Genomic DNA, 14,905 nt, shown 5'->3' with positions numbered 1-14,905 from the left:
CTGCGCGATATGGCGGTCGCCGGGCGCCATCATCGGGGGGTGGGGCGGGGCTGATCAAGGTTCTGACTTCTTCGGTGGGCGAATTGTCGAGGTGGACAGGGCGAGCAGGGTCAGGCCGGTGAGGAGGCCCCAGAAGGGGGCGCCGATGCCGGCGATGGTTATGCCTGATGCCGTGGTGACGAAGGCTGCTGTCGCCGCTTCTCTATGACGTGTATCACTCAGTGCTGTCGTCAGGGATGCGCCCAGGGCGGGGAGGAGGGCCAGGCCTGCGACGCCTTCTATCAGGAGGGGTGGGGCGGCTATGAGGAGGGTGGTGGCCATGGCTGCGCTCAGGCCGAGGGCTATGTAGAGGGCGCCCGCGGTGGTGGCGGCTATCCAGCGGCGGCGGGGGTCGTGGTGGGAGTCGGGGCTGGCGGCCAGGGCGGCGGTGATGGCGGCGAAGTTGATGGGGATGCCGCCAAGGGGGGCGGCGAGGGTGCTGGCGGTGCCGGTGCCGATGAGGACTTCGCGGATCGGGGGTTCGTAGCCGTAGCTGCGCATCACCGCTATGCCGGCGAGGTTCTGGGACGCCATCGTCACCAGGTAGAGGGGGACGGCGAGGCTGATCAGGGTGCCGGGGTCGAAGTGGGGGGCGGCGGTGGTGAGGGTGGGCAGGAGGCCGCCGGTGAGGTGGCCGCGGGTGGTGGGGTCCAGGGCCAGGCCGATGAAGGCGGTGGCGAGGGCGGCGGGGACGGCCCAGCGTTTGGCGAGGCGGCCGAGGAGGACCCAGACGGCGATCGCGGGCAGGGCCAGGCGGGGCAGGTGGACGGCGGCCTGGGCCGATTCCAGGCAGATGGGGGCGATCACGCCGGCCAGCATCGCGGCGGAGATGGGGGCCGGGATCGCGGCGATCCAGCGGGTCAGGGTGCGGGAGAGGCCGGTCACGGCGATCAGCAGGCCGGTCACGAGGAAGGCGCCGACGGCTTCGCGGTAGCCGGTCGCGCCGCCGTGGCCGGAGTGGGCGCGGCCCGCGCCGACGCTGACCAGGAGCGCCGCGCCGGGGGTGGACCAGGCGATGCTGATCGGCATCCGGTGCCGGACGCTGAACACGATCGCCGTGGCGCCCATCAGGACACAGACAACCAGGAGCCCGGACGCCGCCTGCCGTTCGGTGGCGCCGACCGCGCGCAGGCCCGCGATCACCACCGCGAAGGAGCTGGAGAAGCCGACCAGGGCCGTGACGACGCCCGCCCCGAACGTCGGACCCAGTCCGGCGAGCCGGCCGCCTCCGGAGGGTTCGGCCCCGTCAGCGGATGTTCCCCCTATGGAACCCGATTCCGGCCCCGCCGAGGGACCCCCTACCGACCCGGATGACTCGATGGCACTCATCACGACCCTCCCCTGTTCCGTACACGGAACAAGCTAGCAGCTCCACTTCGTGTAGGTTGCCCCTTATGGGTGACGGCACGGCGGCGGACTTCGCCACGCAGATCGGCGAGCGCATCAGACGTCTGCGACGCGAGCGCGGCGTCAGCCTGTCCGCCCTGGCGGCCGGCGCCGGCGTGGGCAAGGCCACGCTGTCCGGCCTGGAGGACGGCTCGCGCGGCAACCCGACGATCGAGACCCTCTACGCCATCGCCGGCCACCTCGGCGTCCCCATCAAGGCCCTGCTTCCCGACCCCGCCCGCCCCGGCGACGCACCGCTGGAGACGATCCACGGCACCGCGGTCTCGGCGTCGCTGCTGGAAACCTTCTCGGACGCCGACGTGGAGACCGAGCTGTTCCGCCTCCACATCCGCCCCGGCCACAAGCAGCTGTCGCCCGCGCACCCGCCGGGCACCGTCGAGTATCTGACGGTCTTCACCGGCACCGCGCGCGTCGGACCGCCGGACGCCCTGTTCATCGTCCCGCCCGGAGGCCACGTCTCGTGGGCCGCGGACATCCCGCACACCTACAGCGCGATCGGCACCGACGACGTGTATGCCAGCCTACTGATTCGCACGCCGCGCACGCACATTCCACGCGTATCCGAAGCCTGATACGCCAGCCGGCTAGCCCCGGCTAGCCCCGCCTAGCCCCGCCTAGCCCCGGCCGCCACGTCCGGTCAGCGCGCGCCGAATGTCCCGCCGCGCCGCCCGCAAGGCGCCCAGCACCGGCTCCGTGATCTCGTGCCGGTACCAGGTCCGGACGGCTCGCAGCCGCCGCGCGACCGGCTGGGCGACCGCCCGCATCCCCCGGCCCACCCACTTCGCCGCGTCCCAGAATCCCTTACCGGCAAAGCGAATCGGCACCCACACCGAATGCGTCCACAACCACACCGCACCGCGCCCGATCCTCGCGCCGACGCGCGCCGCGAACTCGAAGGCCTGGACGATGACGTGGAACAGTCCGACGATCCAGTGGCCCAGCACCTTCAGCAGGTGCCACAGGCCGCGCGCGAGCAGGACGAACGGCCGCGACAGGTGATACAGGCCTCGAACAATGACGCGTCCGATCGCCCGCGCGGCTATGCCGATCGGGTGCAGGATCCACCGGTGGATCTGGCGCCCGACCCAGCCGAATCCGTCGCGCACACGCCGCGCGACGGCCGCGATCCCGTGCCCGATCGGCGTCAGAATGGAGAAGTACACCCAGGTGATGACGAAGCTGATGCCGCGCCCGACGGCGTCGACCCCGGCGGCGATCACCCGTACCGTCGCGGCGATGCCATGGCCGATCGGCGTGAGGACGACGCGGTAAATGGCGGCGAGGCCGTGCCCGAGGGCGACGAACACCTTCCCCGTGCCGCGTCCGGCCCACCGCAGCGGCCACCACAGCACCCGCGTCGCGGCCCAGCCGATCGCCCGTCCGACGGCGCGGAACGGCCGCCCGACCACGGACGCCGCCTTCCGGATCCCGCGTCCGGCTTTGCGCAGCCCGCGCCATCCGACGCGGCCGACGGCCTTCACCGACTCCCAGGCGACCTGGAACGGCGCGATGACGATGACCGCCACGATCCGGATCGGCCAGCGCAGCACGGTGCCGAGCCAGCCCGGCTCGTAGTCGTCCTCGTCGCCGTAGTCGTCCTCGTCGGGACCCCCGAGGAAACCCTCGCCAGAGTCGTCGCGCGCCGGATCCGGCTCCGCACTCCCCCGCACCGCGACGCCCCGCGCCGGATCGGCGGCGCCGAGCAGCGCGAGATCGATCAGCTCGGGTCCGCGAGCCGCGGTCTCCACGTCGTCACGGACAGGTTCAGCCATGACAGCACTTTACCGGGGCCGCCACCAGCGACAACGTCGATCACACAGGGTAGCCGCGCCCTCATCGCCCGCCATTGACGCGGGTGAACCAGGACATTACCTTGGCTCGCGAATGTCCATCGCTGATCAACGTCAGCAACGCCGCTCTGGGAAGGCACGGGCCTGTCGATGACCCGCATACCGGTTGGCACGATCGGCCTCGTCAGCGCGCTCCTCGCCACCGGCGCCGCACTCTCCGCACTCTCCGCGTGCAGCAGCGACCCGGCGGCCGCGAGTCCGAACAGGATCCCCGAGGGCCAGGCGAAGACGGCGGTCGCCGCGCACGTGGCCGAGTTGTACCAGGCCGCCGGGCTGACGCCGACCTCGTCGGTCGCGCCGGCGCTGGCCGTGTGCGGCCAGACGGGCCAGCAGACCCCGGACTACTCGGTCGGCACCAGCATCCGGTTCCCGATGTCCTCGCCCGACGACGCGAAGCAGGCCATCACCAAGGTCCAGACCTTCATGGGCGCGCACGGCTACACCAAAATCAGTACCGTGATGAACGACTCCACGTATCTGGTCACCGGCTCGATAGACGGCCAGACGTGGGGTGTCGACTACTACCCGAACGCGGACAAAGAGCTGCGGATCCAAGGCGGGACCGGCTGCAACGTCAAGCCCGACAGCACGGCGCCTCCGCCGAAGTCGACCTGACGCGTCGCCGGCTGCGCTCTCGCGACTCTGCGCTCTCGCGACTCTGCGCGCACGCGATTCAACACCCGCGCACGCGATCCAGCGCCCGCGCCCGCCAAAACAACCCCTACTGCTCCCCGCGCAGCATCGCCGCGGCCCGCTCCGGCCCGATGTCGTTCATGAACGCCCCGGCCCCGGACTCGGTCCCGGCCAAGTGCTTCAGCTTCCCGGGCGCCCGGCGCAGCGCGGCGAGCTGCCAGCGCAGGTGCGATTCGGCACGCCCGGCGCCGACCGGGGCCTGGTACCAGGACCCGATGTACGGCATCGGCCCGTCGAACAGCCCGTCCAGGCGCCCCACGCAGTCCTTGCCGATCTCGGCCAGTTCGTCGCGCTCGGCGGCGGTCAGCGCGGGCAGGTCCGGGACGTGGCGGTGCGGCACGATGTCCACCTGGAACGGCCAGCGGCCGGCATAGGGCACGTACGCCGTGAAGTACCGGCCGGACGTGATCACGCGCGCGGCCTCGGCACGTTCCTCGGCCAGCGCGTCGCAGGCCACGCATCCGCCGGTGCTCCCGTGGTACGCGGTCGCGACTTCGAGCATCTTCCGCATCCGGGGCGGGACATAGGTGAAGGCGTAGATCTGGCCGTGCGGATGGTGCAGGGTCACGCCGACCTCGACGCCACGGTTCTCGAAGCAGTACACGTACTCGATCCCCGGCCGCTGGCCGAGCTCGGCGGTGCGGTCGGCCCAGACGTCGACGATGCTGCGGATCCGCGCGACCGGCAGCGAGCCGAACGAGGAGCCGTGGTCGGAGGAGAACACCACGACCTCGCACCGCCCGGTGTCGCCGGCCAGCGACGGGAAGCGGTTCTCGAAGACCGCCACGTCGTAGTCCGCCGCGGGGATCTCGGTGAGGCGGCCGGGCGGGCGCGAGGGGTCCAGCGGGCACTGGTCGGCGGCCGGGAGGAAGATCCGGTCCTGGCGGTGCCCGGCCACCGTGGTGAACTCGCCGGTCAGCGGATCGCGGCGGAGCTGGCTGGTGGTGGACACGGTCGGCAGGTCGCGCTGGTCGGCGGCGGAGCGGTCGTGACCGGGGGTCTCGTCGTAGTAGATCAGCTCGCGGCCGTCGGAGAGCTTGGTGACGGTGCGCGTCAGGACGGGGTCCATGACGGGGTCCATGGTCCAGGCCTCCATCAGACGATCCGGCGCGCACCGGCGGAGGCGACGGCCGGGAAGAACTGGGGTTCGGCGTATCCCTGTTCGGCGAAGGCGGCGCGCACCGCGTCCTGCACGGCGTCGAGCTGGCCGCGGTCGACCAGCGCGATGGCGCTGCCGCCGAAGCCGCCGCCGGTCATCCGGGCACCGTGCGCGCCGGCGACGACCGCGGTGGCCACGGCGAGATCGAGTTCGGGGGCGCTGACCTCGTAGTCGTCGCGCAGCGAGGCGTGGGACTGCATCATCCGGTGGCCCAGCGGCGGCAGCGAGAAGTGCTCGTGGTTCAGGATGGCGACGAACTGCTGCACCCGGGCGTTCTCGGTGACGACGTGGCGGACCCGGCGGGCGGTCGGCTCGTCCAGGCCGACGGCGACCTTCGCGAACGCCTCCGGCAGGTCGGCCAGTGCGATGTCGCGCAGCGCCGGGACGCCGAGGAACTCGGCGGCGCGCTCGCAGGCCGCGCGCCGGTCGGCGTAGCCGTTCTCGCCGTGCGCGTGCGAGACCCGGGTGTCGATCACGAGCAGCAGGGCGTCCTCGGCGGCCAGGTCGAAGGGCTGCGGTCGGACCTCGCCGGTGCGGGTGTCGATGAACAGGACCGCGCCGTCCTGGCCGAACGCGGAGGACATCTGGTCCAGCGGTCCGCAGGGCACGCCGGCGTAGATGTTCTCGGCGCGCTGGGCGTGGTGGGCGAGTTCGGCGGTGGTGAGGTCGAACCCGGAGACGCCGGCCAGGGCCAGCCCGGTCGCGCACTCCAGGGCCGCCGACGAGGACAGGCCCGCGCCGACCGGCACGGTGCTGGTCAGGTAGAGGTCGGCGCCGGAGACCGGGAAGCCGGCCTGCTGGAGCACCCAGGCCACGCCGACCGGGTAGGCGGCCCAGCCGGTGACCGCGGGGTCGGCCAGCGGGCTCATGTCCGGGTCGGCGGCGTCCCGGTCGTCGGCGGCCGAGCCGGGGCCGACCAGCGCGTCGAGCGGGATCTCGACGGTCTCGCCGAGCTGGGCGGCGTGCACCCGCAGGATCCGGTCGGCGCGCGGCGCGGCGGCCGCGTAGCAGGCGCGGTCGATGGCCATCGGCAGCACGAAGCCGTCGTTGTAGTCGGTGTGCTCGCCGATGACGTTGACCCGGCCCGGCGCGGTCCACACGCCGGCCGGCTCGGCGCCGAACGTCTCCCTGAATCCGGTGGACGCCGACTGCGCCCCGTCCGCGGCCGATCCGGTCTGACGGCTCACCGCCACCCCTCACCCCACTGTTGCGATCCGTTTGATTCTGTTCGGATCTGGTGGGGTCAGGGTAGCGGTGAGATCATCCCCGCGACAAGCCGGGACGGCCGGGAGAACGGCTTCAGACCACGGTCAGCGGCAGCAGCTTCACCCCGGTCGGGCCCACCTGGATCTCGGTGCCCATCTGCGGGCACACGCCGCAGTCGTAGCACGGGGTCCACCGGCAGTCCTCGACCTCGGCGCCGCCGCCCTCGGCCGCCTCCAGCGCGTCCTGCCAGTCCTCCCACAGCCAGTCCCGGTCCAGCCCGGAGTCGATGTGGTCCCAGGGCAGGACCTCGTTGTACTCGCGCTCGCGGGTGGTGTACCAGGCCAGCGAGACCGGGCTGCCGGCGAGCGCCGCCTCGGCGGCGTCGGCCCAGCGCTGGTAGGAGAAGTGCTCGCTCCAGCCGTCGAAGCGGCCGCCGCGCTCCCAGACCTCGCGGATGACCGCGCCGACCCGGCGGTCGCCGCGGGAGAGCAGGCCCTCGATCACGCCGGGCTTGCCGTCGTGGTAGCGGAAGCCGATGGCCTTGCCGTAGTTGCGGTCGGCGCGGATGGCGTCGCGCAGCTTCACCAGGCGGGCGTCGGTGGCCTCGGCGTCGAGCTGGCCGGCCCACTGGAAGGGGGTGTGCGGCTTGGGCACGAAGCCGCCGATGGACACGGTGCAGCGGATGTCGCGGGTGCCGGAGGCCTCGCGGCCGGCCTGGATCACCTTGCGGGCCAGGTCGGCGATCTGGAGCACGTCCTCGTCGGTCTCGGTGGGCAGCCCGCACATGAAGTACAGCTTCACCTGGCGCCAGCCGGCGGAGTAGGCGGCGGTGACGGTGCGGATCAGGTCCTCCTCGGTCACCATCTTGTTGATGACCTTGCGCATCCGCTCGCTGCCGCCCTCGGGGGCGAAGGTCAGGCCGCTGCGGCGGCCGTTGCGGGACAGCTCGTTGGCCAGGTCGATGTTGAAGGCGTCGACCCGGGTCGAGGGCAGCGACAGCGAGGTGTTGGTGCCCTCGTAGCGGTCGGCCAGGCCCTTGGCGACCTCGGCGATCTCGGTGTGGTCGGCGCTGGACAGCGACAGCAGGCCGACCTCCTCGTAGCCGGTGGCCTTCAGCCCGGCCTCGACCATCTCGCCGATGCCGGTGATGGAGCGCTCGCGCACCGGGCGGGTGATCATGCCGGCCTGGCAGAAGCGGCAGCCGCGGGTGCAGCCGCGGAAGATCTCCACCGACATCCGCTCGTGCACGGTCTCGGCCAGCGGGACCAGCGGCTGCTTGGGGTAGGGCCACTCGTCCAGGTCCATGACCGTGTGCTTGGCCACCCGGAACGGCACGCCGGGGCGGTTCGGGGCGACGCGGCGGATGCGGCCGTCGGCCAGGTACTCGACGTCGTAGAAGCCCGGGACGTAGACGTTGCCGGTGCGGGCCAGCCGCATCAGCACCTCCTCGCGCCCGCCGGGCCGGCCCTCGGCCTTCCAGGCCCGCACGATGTCGGTGATGGCCAGCACCGCGCCCTCGCCGTCGCCGACCACGGCGGCGTCCAGGAAGTCGGCGATCGGCTCGGGGTTGAACGCCGCGTGCCCGCCGGCGATCACCAGCGGGTGCTCCAGCGTCCGGTCCGCGGCCGCCAGCGGGATCCCGGCCAGGTCCAGGGCGTTGAGCAGGTTGGTGTAGCCGAGCTCGGTGGAGAAGGAGACGCCGAACAGGTCGAAGTCCCGCACCGGCCGGTGGGCGTCCACGGTGAACTGCGGGATGCCGCGCTCCCGCATCACCTTCTCCATGTCCGGCCACACCGAGTAGGTGCGCTCGGCCAGGACGCCCTCGCGCTCGTTGAGCACTTCGTAGAGGATCATGACGCCCTGGTTGGGCAGCCCGACCTCGTAGGCGTCCGGGTACATCAGGGCCCAGCGGACGTCGCAGGCGTCCCAGTCCTTGACGGTCGAGTTGAGCTCGCCGCCGATGTACTGGATCGGCTTCTGCACCCCGGGCAGGACCGCTTCGAGCTGCGGGAACACGGATTCGACTGGCATTGGCTACTCGACCTGGGCTTTCTGGCTCACCGGGCGGCGGCGGGTGGCGGGCGGGTGTGACGGGCGTCACGGCCCGGGCGCACTGCGGCGCAGCTCCAGCCTAACGCGTGCGCGCAGGGTGGCGGCTGTCACTCGTTCGGGTGCCCGCCCCCCGCCACTCGGTCCAGCCGCACCGCCGCTCAGTCCAGCGTCACCGCCGGCCGCGTCGCGCGCAGCCGCACGTTCTCGACCAGGCCGATGGCGATGAAGCTGGCGAACATGGACGAGCCGCCGTAGGAGACGAAGGGCAGCGGGATGCCGGCGACCGGCATGATGCCCAGGGTCATGCCGATGTTCTCGAAGGTCTCGAAGGCGAACCAGCTGACGACGCCGGCGCAGACCAGCATGCCGAACAGGTCGTCGCACTGGCGGGCGATGGCGATGCCGCGCAGCAGCAGGACCGCGAACAGGGCGATGAGGACCACGCCGCCGACGAAGCCGAGCTCCTCGCCGGCGACGGTGAAGACGAAGTCGGTCTGCTGCTCCGGGACGTAGCGGCCGTTGGTCTGGGTGCCGTTGAACAGGCCCTTGCCCAGGACCCCGCCGGAGCCGATGGCCAGCCGGGCCTGGGCGGTGTTGTAGCCGACGCCCTGCGGGTCCAGGTGCGGGTCGGCGAACGCCGCGAACCGGTTGACCTGGTGCTGGGCCAGCAGGTGGAGCTGGGTGGCGGCGACCGCGGCGGTGGCGGCGCCGACCCCGAGCAGGGCCAGCCACTTGCCGCTGGTGCCGGCGAAGACCAGCAGGCCGGCCGTGGCCACCATGATCACCATGGCCGAGCCCAGGTCCGGCAGCAGCATGATGATGCCGGTCGGGACGCCGGCCACCACGGCCGCGGCGGCGATCCGGCGCGGCGGGACCGCCTCGGCGACGTGCTCGGACAGCACCCCGGTGCTCGACTTCAGGGTCAGCACCACGGCCAGCCCCAGCACCACCGCGACCTTGGCGAACTCGGCCGGCTGGATGGAGAAGCCGCCGCCCAGCACGATCCAGGAGTGCGCGCCGTTGATCGTCGTGCCCAGCGGGGTCAGCACCGCCAGCAGCCCGAACAGCGAGAGCACGGAGAACACCGGCGCGCAGGCCCGCACCCAGGCGTAGGACAGCACCGAGGTCCCGGCCATCAGCACCAGGCCGATGACCAGGTTCATCAGGTGCCGCTTCAGGAAGAACTGCGGGTCGCCGCCGGTCAGGCTGGTGCGGCCGCGGGTCGCGGACCACACCAGCACGGCGCCGTAGACGGACAGCGCCAGCGCCGTCCCGGGCAGGACCCAGTCGAAGCGGCGCAGCCGGCTGGAGCGGCGCCGGGTCTCGGCGACCGGCATCGCGGCCGGGCCCTTGTTCACGGCGGGGTTCAGGGTCACGGCGTGGCCTCGCGCATCTCGGGGCGGTCGGAGCACGTCCGACGGCGACGGCGGTCGGTCTGGCGCGCGGGCCGGGCGTCCACGGTCCCGGCGCTCACGTCGTCGGCTTCTTCGCCGACGGCGGGGACGCGGCCGTCTGCTGGGACGTCCCCGAGCCCCCGGAGTCCCCCGTCCCGGGCGCGGGCGGAGGCGGCGGCGTCGGCAGCGTGGTGGCCGGCGGCAGGGCCGGCAGCAGCCCGTCGGGCCGGATCGCCGGCAGCGCGGTCGGCAGCGTCCCGTTCGGGTCCGGCTTGCCCATGTCGACGCCGAACAGCGCCTTCAGGATGTTCCCCACCGACGGCCCCGAGGTCCCGACGCCGGTGCCACCCTGCGACACCATCATCGCCACCACGTACCGCGGCCCGGTCTCGGTCCCGGCGAACGCCACGAAGCACGACGTCGTCTGCTTGCCGTAGACCTCGGCGGTCCCGGTCTTGGCGTACGCCGGGATCACGTTCTGCGGCCACCCGGCGAACGCCGGGGCCGCGGTGCCCTCGACCGCCGTGCCGTGCAGCGCGTCCTTCAGGAACCCCAGCGTCGAGCCCGACACCGGCAGCTTGCGGGTGACGATCGGCGCCAGGTCCTTGACCAGCTTGCCGTCCGGGCTGACCAGCGCGCGCCCGATCTGCGGCTGCATCAGCGAGCCGCCGTTGGCGATCGCCGCGTACACCCGGGCCAGCTGGAGCGGGGTCACCAGGTCCCCGCCCTGGCCGATCGCCGAGATCACGGCGTCGCCGGGCTTGTACTGGTTGCCGTCGACGCAGTTCTCCTTGGCGATCGCCTGCAGGTACTTCGCGCGCTCCGGGTCCGGGCCGGCCAGCTCCGGGTAGCCGTCCTTGGCGCGCTTGCACCAGATGCCGTGCATCTTGTTCCACGTGGCCTGCTTCTCGGCCCGGTCCTGGATGTCGCCAGCCGCCTCGCCGGGCAGGTCGATGCCGGTCCGGGCGCCCAGCCCGAAGGCGTGCGCCATGGTGGCGATCGGCTCGGCCGGGTGCGCCACCGGCTTCATCCCGCCGTCGCGCTGCCACATGTCGAAGGCGACCCGGTAGAACACCGTGTCGCAGGACACCTCGATGGCCCGCTTCAGCGAGATCGGCCCGAACGCCTCGCCCTCGAAGTTGGTGAACGACTGGCCGCCGTAGGAGAACGAGGGCGAGCAGTCGTAGGTCCCGGTGCCGAACCCGTCCTGGAGCATCGCCGCGGTGGTCACCGCCTTGAAGGTGGAGCCCGGCGCGAACTGGCCCTGATAGGCCCGGGACAGCAGCGGGGTGCCGGCCGACTCGCCGGTCAGCGCCGCGTAGTCGGCCTGCGAGATGCCGCCGGTCCACACGTTCGGGTCGTAGGTCGGGGTGCTGGCCATCGCCACCACCCGGCCGGTGCGGGCCTCCAGCACCACCGCCGCCGCCGAGTCCGCGACGTAGGGCTTGCCGTTCGTCGGCGAGGTCTGCGACCGGGCCCGGGCCACGGCGGCGGCCAGCTCCTTCTCGGTGATCGCCTGGATCCGGGCGTCGATCGAGGTCACCAGGTGGTCGCCGTCGACCGGCGCGGTGTCGGCGACCGTGGACTGCGCGTGCCCGACGATGTCCACCGCGACCTGGGTCACGCCCGGCTTGCCCCGCAGGTAGGAGTCGTAGGTCGCCTCCAGCCCGGCCCGGCCGACCAGGTCCGAGCGCTGCATCACCTCGCCCTTGGCCGCCGCCGCGCCGAGCTCCTTCTCCGTGGCCGGCGACAGGTAGCCCAGGATGTGCGCGGCGTTCAGGCTGTACGGCGCCGGGAAGCGGCGGATGGTGTCCGGGCCGGCCAGCACGCCGGGAAACAGGTCGTGCTGCTCGGAGACCGCCAGCGCCTGCTGCACCGAGACGTTGCGCGCGACCGGGATCGGCTGCAGCGGCGAGCCGTTCCAGCAGGGCTTGGGGATGTTCGGCGCGCAGGTGCGGATCTGGTCGGAGATCGCCTGCGGCGTGGTGCCCAGCACCGAGGCCAGGCGGGCCAGCGTGGCCGCGCCGTGGTCCCGGCCGCCGAGCAGGGTGTTGCGATCCACCGACAGCGTCAGCGCCGACCGGTTGTCGACCAGCGGCCGGCCCTGGTCGTCGAGGATGTCGCCGCGCACCGCGGGGGTGACCACGGTCCGCACGTCGTTCGCGGCCGCGGCGTCGCGGAAGGTCTGGCCGGTGCGGACCTGGAGGTACCACAGCCGCCCGACCAGCGTCGCCAGCAGCGCCAGCACCAGGACCCGGAGCACCATCAGGCGGGTGCGGCGGCGGTCGGCCAAGCGGCTCTGCGCGGACGTCATCTACAGCACCTGCGTGCTGCCGGCCGAGGCGCGGCGGTTCAGGGTCTTGACGCCCGGCAGCCGGCTGTGCGAGCGCTGCGTCGGCAGGCCGCGCGAGTCGCCCCGGCCGAGCAGGAAGGCCACCACCGGGACCACGAACGGGGCCAGGACCCCGGCGTAGAGCGCCGAGGCCGCGGCGGCGGCCGCGACGCCCTGGACCTCGCCGGTGCCGACCGCGTAGTCCAGCGCCGTGTAGAGGAACGGAGCCAGCGCGGCCAGGGCCGCGACGAGCAGGATCGGCCGCACGACGGTGCCGCGCACCGCCTGAGCGGCCCGGCCGGCCAGGTAGCCGGACAGGCAGAGCACGAAGGCCTGGCTGCCGATCGCGTGCGCGGCCGGCGGGGTCAGGTCGGCGGCCAGGCCCAGCAGGAAGCCGACCAGCAGGCCGGCCCGCGGGCCGCGGACGAAGGCCACCGCGGCGACCACGGCCAGCAGCAGGTCGGGGGCGGCGAGCGGCAGGCGCACCGCCGAGAGCAGGAGGTCCTGCAGCGCGAGGACCAAGGCCAGGCCGCACAGCAGCGCGAGGATTCCGGTGAGTCTCAAGGTTCCACGTCTTCCGGGTCGTCAGCGGGTGAGCGGGTACGGGGACCGGCGCCCGACGGCCGGCGTCATTTCGGCGTTGTTCCGACGTGATTCCGACGTCACCACGGCCTCACTTCGGCGGCACCAGCGCGTCGCGCGGATCGGTGCGCGGCGGCGCGACCACCACCCCGACCGTCTGGATCGCGCCGTAGTCCACGTACGGCTTGACCGTCGCGGTCCGGGTCAGCGATCCGGGCGTGGGCTGCACCGCGGTCACGGTGCCCAGCGGCACGCCCGGCACGAACGGCGAGCCGCCGGAGGAGCCGAAGGTCAGCACCGGGGTGCCGAGCGGGATGTCGGCCTGCGGGTCGTAGAACTGCACGCTGAACCCGCCCGCGCCGCCGCCGGTGGCCAGCCCGACCTGGCCGCCGCCGCCCGGGCCGCCGGCCCCGGGGGTCCGGACGCCGACCGTGAACCGCGGGTCGGCGGCCAGCAGCACCGTCGCGGTGTCCGCGCCGACCGCCGTGGTCCGGCCGATCAGGCCGTCGCCGCCGAGCACGGTCATGCCCGGCCGCACGCCGTCGACCGACCCGGCGTCGATGGTCGCCGACCAGGTGCCCTGCTGCCGCGGCGCGAAGGCCAGCACCCGCGCCGGGACGGTGCGGTAGCCGCCGAGCGCGGCCACGTGCAGCAGCTTGTCCAGCTCCCCGGCCCGGGCCCGGGCGTCGGCGGAGGTCTCGTTCTGCTCGCGCAGCGCGGCGTTCTCGGCCTTCAGCCGGGTGATCTGCTTCTGGTCGGCCGTGCTGTGGCCGAGTCCGTGCACGAAGTCGGTCACCGGATTCGCCGCGGCCGAGACCGCGTGCTGCACCGGGCCGAAGGCCGCCTCGCCGGCCGCCCGCAGCGGGCGCAGCGGGGACCGGGCGCCGCCCCGGGCGTCCACCGTGATCATGGCGAAGGCCGCCGCCAGCAGTACCGCCAGCAGCAGCCTCGTCCGCTTGTCGTCACGCACGCTCCCCGGCTACCTCCGCCCGGGACGGCGACGGTTGTTCAGCGAGCCGAGCACCGGCGCCAGCGCCTCGAACTCCTCCAGGCAGCGGCCCGAGCCCAGCACCACCGAGTCCAGCGGGTTCTCCGCGATGTGCACCGGCATGCCGGTCTCGTTGCGGATCCGCTCGTCCAGGCCGTGCAGTATCGCCCCGCCCCCGGTCAGCACGATGCCCCGGTCCATGATGTCGCCGGCCAGCTCCGGCGGGCACTTGTCCAGGGTGTCGCGGACCGCGTCGATGATCGCCGCCACCGGCTCCTCGATCGCCTTGCGGACCTCGGTGGAGGACAGCAGGATCACCTTCGGCAGGCCGGAGACCAGGTCGCGGCCCCGGACCTCGGCGCGGGTCTCCTCCCCGGCGTCCCAGGCCGAGCCCACCGTCACCTTGATCTCCTCGGCGGTGCGGTCGCCGAGCAGCAGCGAGTACTCCTTCTTGACGTACTGGATGATCGCGTTGTCCAGTTCGTCGCCGGCCACCCGGACGCTGAGCGCGGTCACGATGCCGCCGTAGGAGATCACCGCCACCTCGGTGGTGCCGCCGCCGATGTCCACCACCATGTTCCCGGTGGCCTCCTGGACCGGCAGCCCGGCGCCGATCGCGGCGGCCATCGGCTCCTCGATCAGGTGCACGCTGCGCGCGCCGGCGGCGCTGGCGGCGTCCTCCACCGCACGCTTCTCCACGCCGGTGATCCCGGAGGGCACGCACACGATGACCCGGGGCTGGGCCAGCCAGCGGCGCTTGTGCGCCTTGCGGATGAAGTAGCGCAGCATCCGCTCGGCGACTTCGAAGTCGGCGATGACGCCGTCCTTGAGCGGACGGATCGCCACGATGTTGCCGGGTGTGCGGCCGATCATCTTCTTGGCCTCGGCCCCGACCGCGAGCACCGCGCCGGTCCCGGTGTCCACCGCGACCACCGAGGGTTCGTTGAGCACGATCCCTCGGCCGCGTACGTACACCAGCGTGTTGGCGGTACCCAGGTCCACCGCGATGTCCCTACCGATGACCGCCATCCCGGAGCCCATGCGCGATCCCCATATCTTCCGACGCTCGGAGGTTGCAGAAGTCTTGCCGTCACTGTCGGCGTCCGGCCCAGTGCTCTGAGCAACGCCTTCGATCGATCCTAACCAGCGTTATGCCCGATGCATCCCGGGGAATCCGATTCACCCCCAGGCGGTACGCCCGAA

General features: G+C 72.8%; 12 protein-coding genes. 2 read left to right on the top strand and 10 right to left on the bottom strand.

Annotated features, from left to right (window positions below; all coding sequences use genetic code 11):
- Positions 1-54: 54 nt before the first annotated feature.
- Positions 55-1,368 (bottom strand): benzoate/H(+) symporter BenE family transporter, encoded by a 1,314-nt coding sequence (locus ABD481_RS05895; protein WP_344664492.1) that lies wholly within the window; start codon positions 1,366-1,368, stop codon positions 55-57.
- Between the two features lie 65 nt (positions 1,369-1,433).
- On the opposite strand from ABD481_RS05895, the gene ABD481_RS05890 reads away from it, so the two are divergent.
- Positions 1,434-2,018, top strand: coding sequence for a helix-turn-helix domain-containing protein (locus ABD481_RS05890; RefSeq protein WP_344664491.1), 585 nt, complete (start codon positions 1,434-1,436; stop codon positions 2,016-2,018).
- Between the two features lie 42 nt (positions 2,019-2,060).
- Here ABD481_RS05890 and ABD481_RS05885 read toward each other — a convergent pair whose 3' ends face one another.
- Positions 2,061-3,218, bottom strand: coding sequence for a hypothetical protein (locus ABD481_RS05885; RefSeq protein WP_344664490.1), 1,158 nt, complete (start codon positions 3,216-3,218; stop codon positions 2,061-2,063).
- Between the two features lie 168 nt (positions 3,219-3,386).
- Between ABD481_RS05885 and ABD481_RS05880 the strand changes: the two genes are divergently transcribed.
- Complete coding sequence (locus ABD481_RS05880; RefSeq protein WP_344664489.1) at positions 3,387-3,911, top strand: hypothetical protein; 525 nt, start codon at positions 3,387-3,389, stop codon at positions 3,909-3,911.
- 106 nt (positions 3,912-4,017) lie between these two features.
- Here the strand turns inward: ABD481_RS05880 and galT are convergent, their stop codons facing one another.
- The 8 genes from galT to ABD481_RS05840 form a co-directional block, all read right to left on the bottom strand.
- Positions 4,018-5,070: a galactose-1-phosphate uridylyltransferase gene (gene galT, locus ABD481_RS05875; RefSeq protein ID WP_344664488.1), complete on the bottom strand. Its 1,053-nt coding sequence runs from the start codon at positions 5,068-5,070 to the stop codon at positions 4,018-4,020.
- Positions 5,071-5,084: 14 nt separating this feature from the next.
- Positions 5,085-6,335, bottom strand: a complete 1,251-nt coding sequence (gene galK / locus ABD481_RS05870; RefSeq protein ID WP_344664487.1) for a galactokinase — start codon at positions 6,333-6,335, stop codon at positions 5,085-5,087.
- Positions 6,336-6,447: 112 nt separating this feature from the next.
- Complete coding sequence (locus ABD481_RS05865; RefSeq protein WP_344664486.1) at positions 6,448-8,385, bottom strand: TIGR03960 family B12-binding radical SAM protein; 1,938 nt, start codon at positions 8,383-8,385, stop codon at positions 6,448-6,450.
- A 179-nt stretch (positions 8,386-8,564) separates the two neighbouring features.
- Positions 8,565-9,782 carry a rod shape-determining protein RodA gene (gene rodA, locus ABD481_RS05860; protein WP_344664485.1) on the bottom strand — a complete coding sequence of 406 codons (1,218 nt, stop codon included), beginning with the start codon at positions 9,780-9,782 and terminating at the stop codon, positions 8,565-8,567.
- Between the two features lie 94 nt (positions 9,783-9,876).
- Entirely contained in the window at positions 9,877-12,114 is a 2,238-nt protein-coding gene (gene mrdA, locus ABD481_RS05855; protein WP_344664484.1) for a penicillin-binding protein 2, read from the bottom strand.
- On the bottom strand, positions 12,115-12,696 hold the full coding sequence (gene mreD / locus ABD481_RS05850) for a rod shape-determining protein MreD (protein ID WP_344664483.1): 582 nt from the start codon (positions 12,694-12,696) through the stop codon (positions 12,115-12,117).
- Positions 12,697-12,805: 109 nt separating this feature from the next.
- Complete coding sequence (mreC, locus tag ABD481_RS05845; RefSeq protein ID WP_344664482.1) at positions 12,806-13,684, bottom strand: rod shape-determining protein MreC; 879 nt, start codon at positions 13,682-13,684, stop codon at positions 12,806-12,808.
- A gap of 9 nt (positions 13,685-13,693) precedes the next feature.
- Complete coding sequence (locus ABD481_RS05840) at positions 13,694-14,731, bottom strand: rod shape-determining protein (RefSeq protein WP_344658908.1); 1,038 nt, start codon at positions 14,729-14,731, stop codon at positions 13,694-13,696.
- Positions 14,732-14,905: the final 174 nt, after the last annotated feature.

This window comes from Catenulispora yoronensis (assembly GCF_039531695.1).
In the GTDB taxonomy this organism is placed as follows: Bacteria; Actinomycetota; Actinomycetes; order Streptomycetales; family Catenulisporaceae; genus Catenulispora; species Catenulispora yoronensis.
This window is presented reverse-complemented; position numbering and strand designations above follow the sequence as displayed.

Coding starts and splice junctions, on each gene's coding strand:
- ABD481_RS05840 (WP_344658908.1), bottom strand. CDS start 14,731: ATGGCGGTCATCGGTAGGGACATCGCGGTGGACCTGGGTACCGCCAAC.
- ABD481_RS05890 (WP_344664491.1), top strand. CDS start 1,434: ATGGGTGACGGCACGGCGGCGGACTTCGCCACGCAGATCGGCGAGCGC.
- galT (WP_344664488.1), bottom strand. CDS start 5,070: ATGGACCCCGTCATGGACCCCGTCCTGACGCGCACCGTCACCAAGCTC.
- ABD481_RS05885 (WP_344664490.1), bottom strand. CDS start 3,218: ATGGCTGAACCTGTCCGTGACGACGTGGAGACCGCGGCTCGCGGACCC.
- ABD481_RS05895 (WP_344664492.1), bottom strand. CDS start 1,368: ATGAGTGCCATCGAGTCATCCGGGTCGGTAGGGGGTCCCTCGGCGGGG.
- ABD481_RS05865 (WP_344664486.1), bottom strand. CDS start 8,385: ATGCCAGTCGAATCCGTGTTCCCGCAGCTCGAAGCGGTCCTGCCCGGG.
- ABD481_RS05880 (WP_344664489.1), top strand. CDS start 3,387: ATGACCCGCATACCGGTTGGCACGATCGGCCTCGTCAGCGCGCTCCTC.
- mrdA (WP_344664484.1), bottom strand. CDS start 12,114: ATGACGTCCGCGCAGAGCCGCTTGGCCGACCGCCGCCGCACCCGCCTG.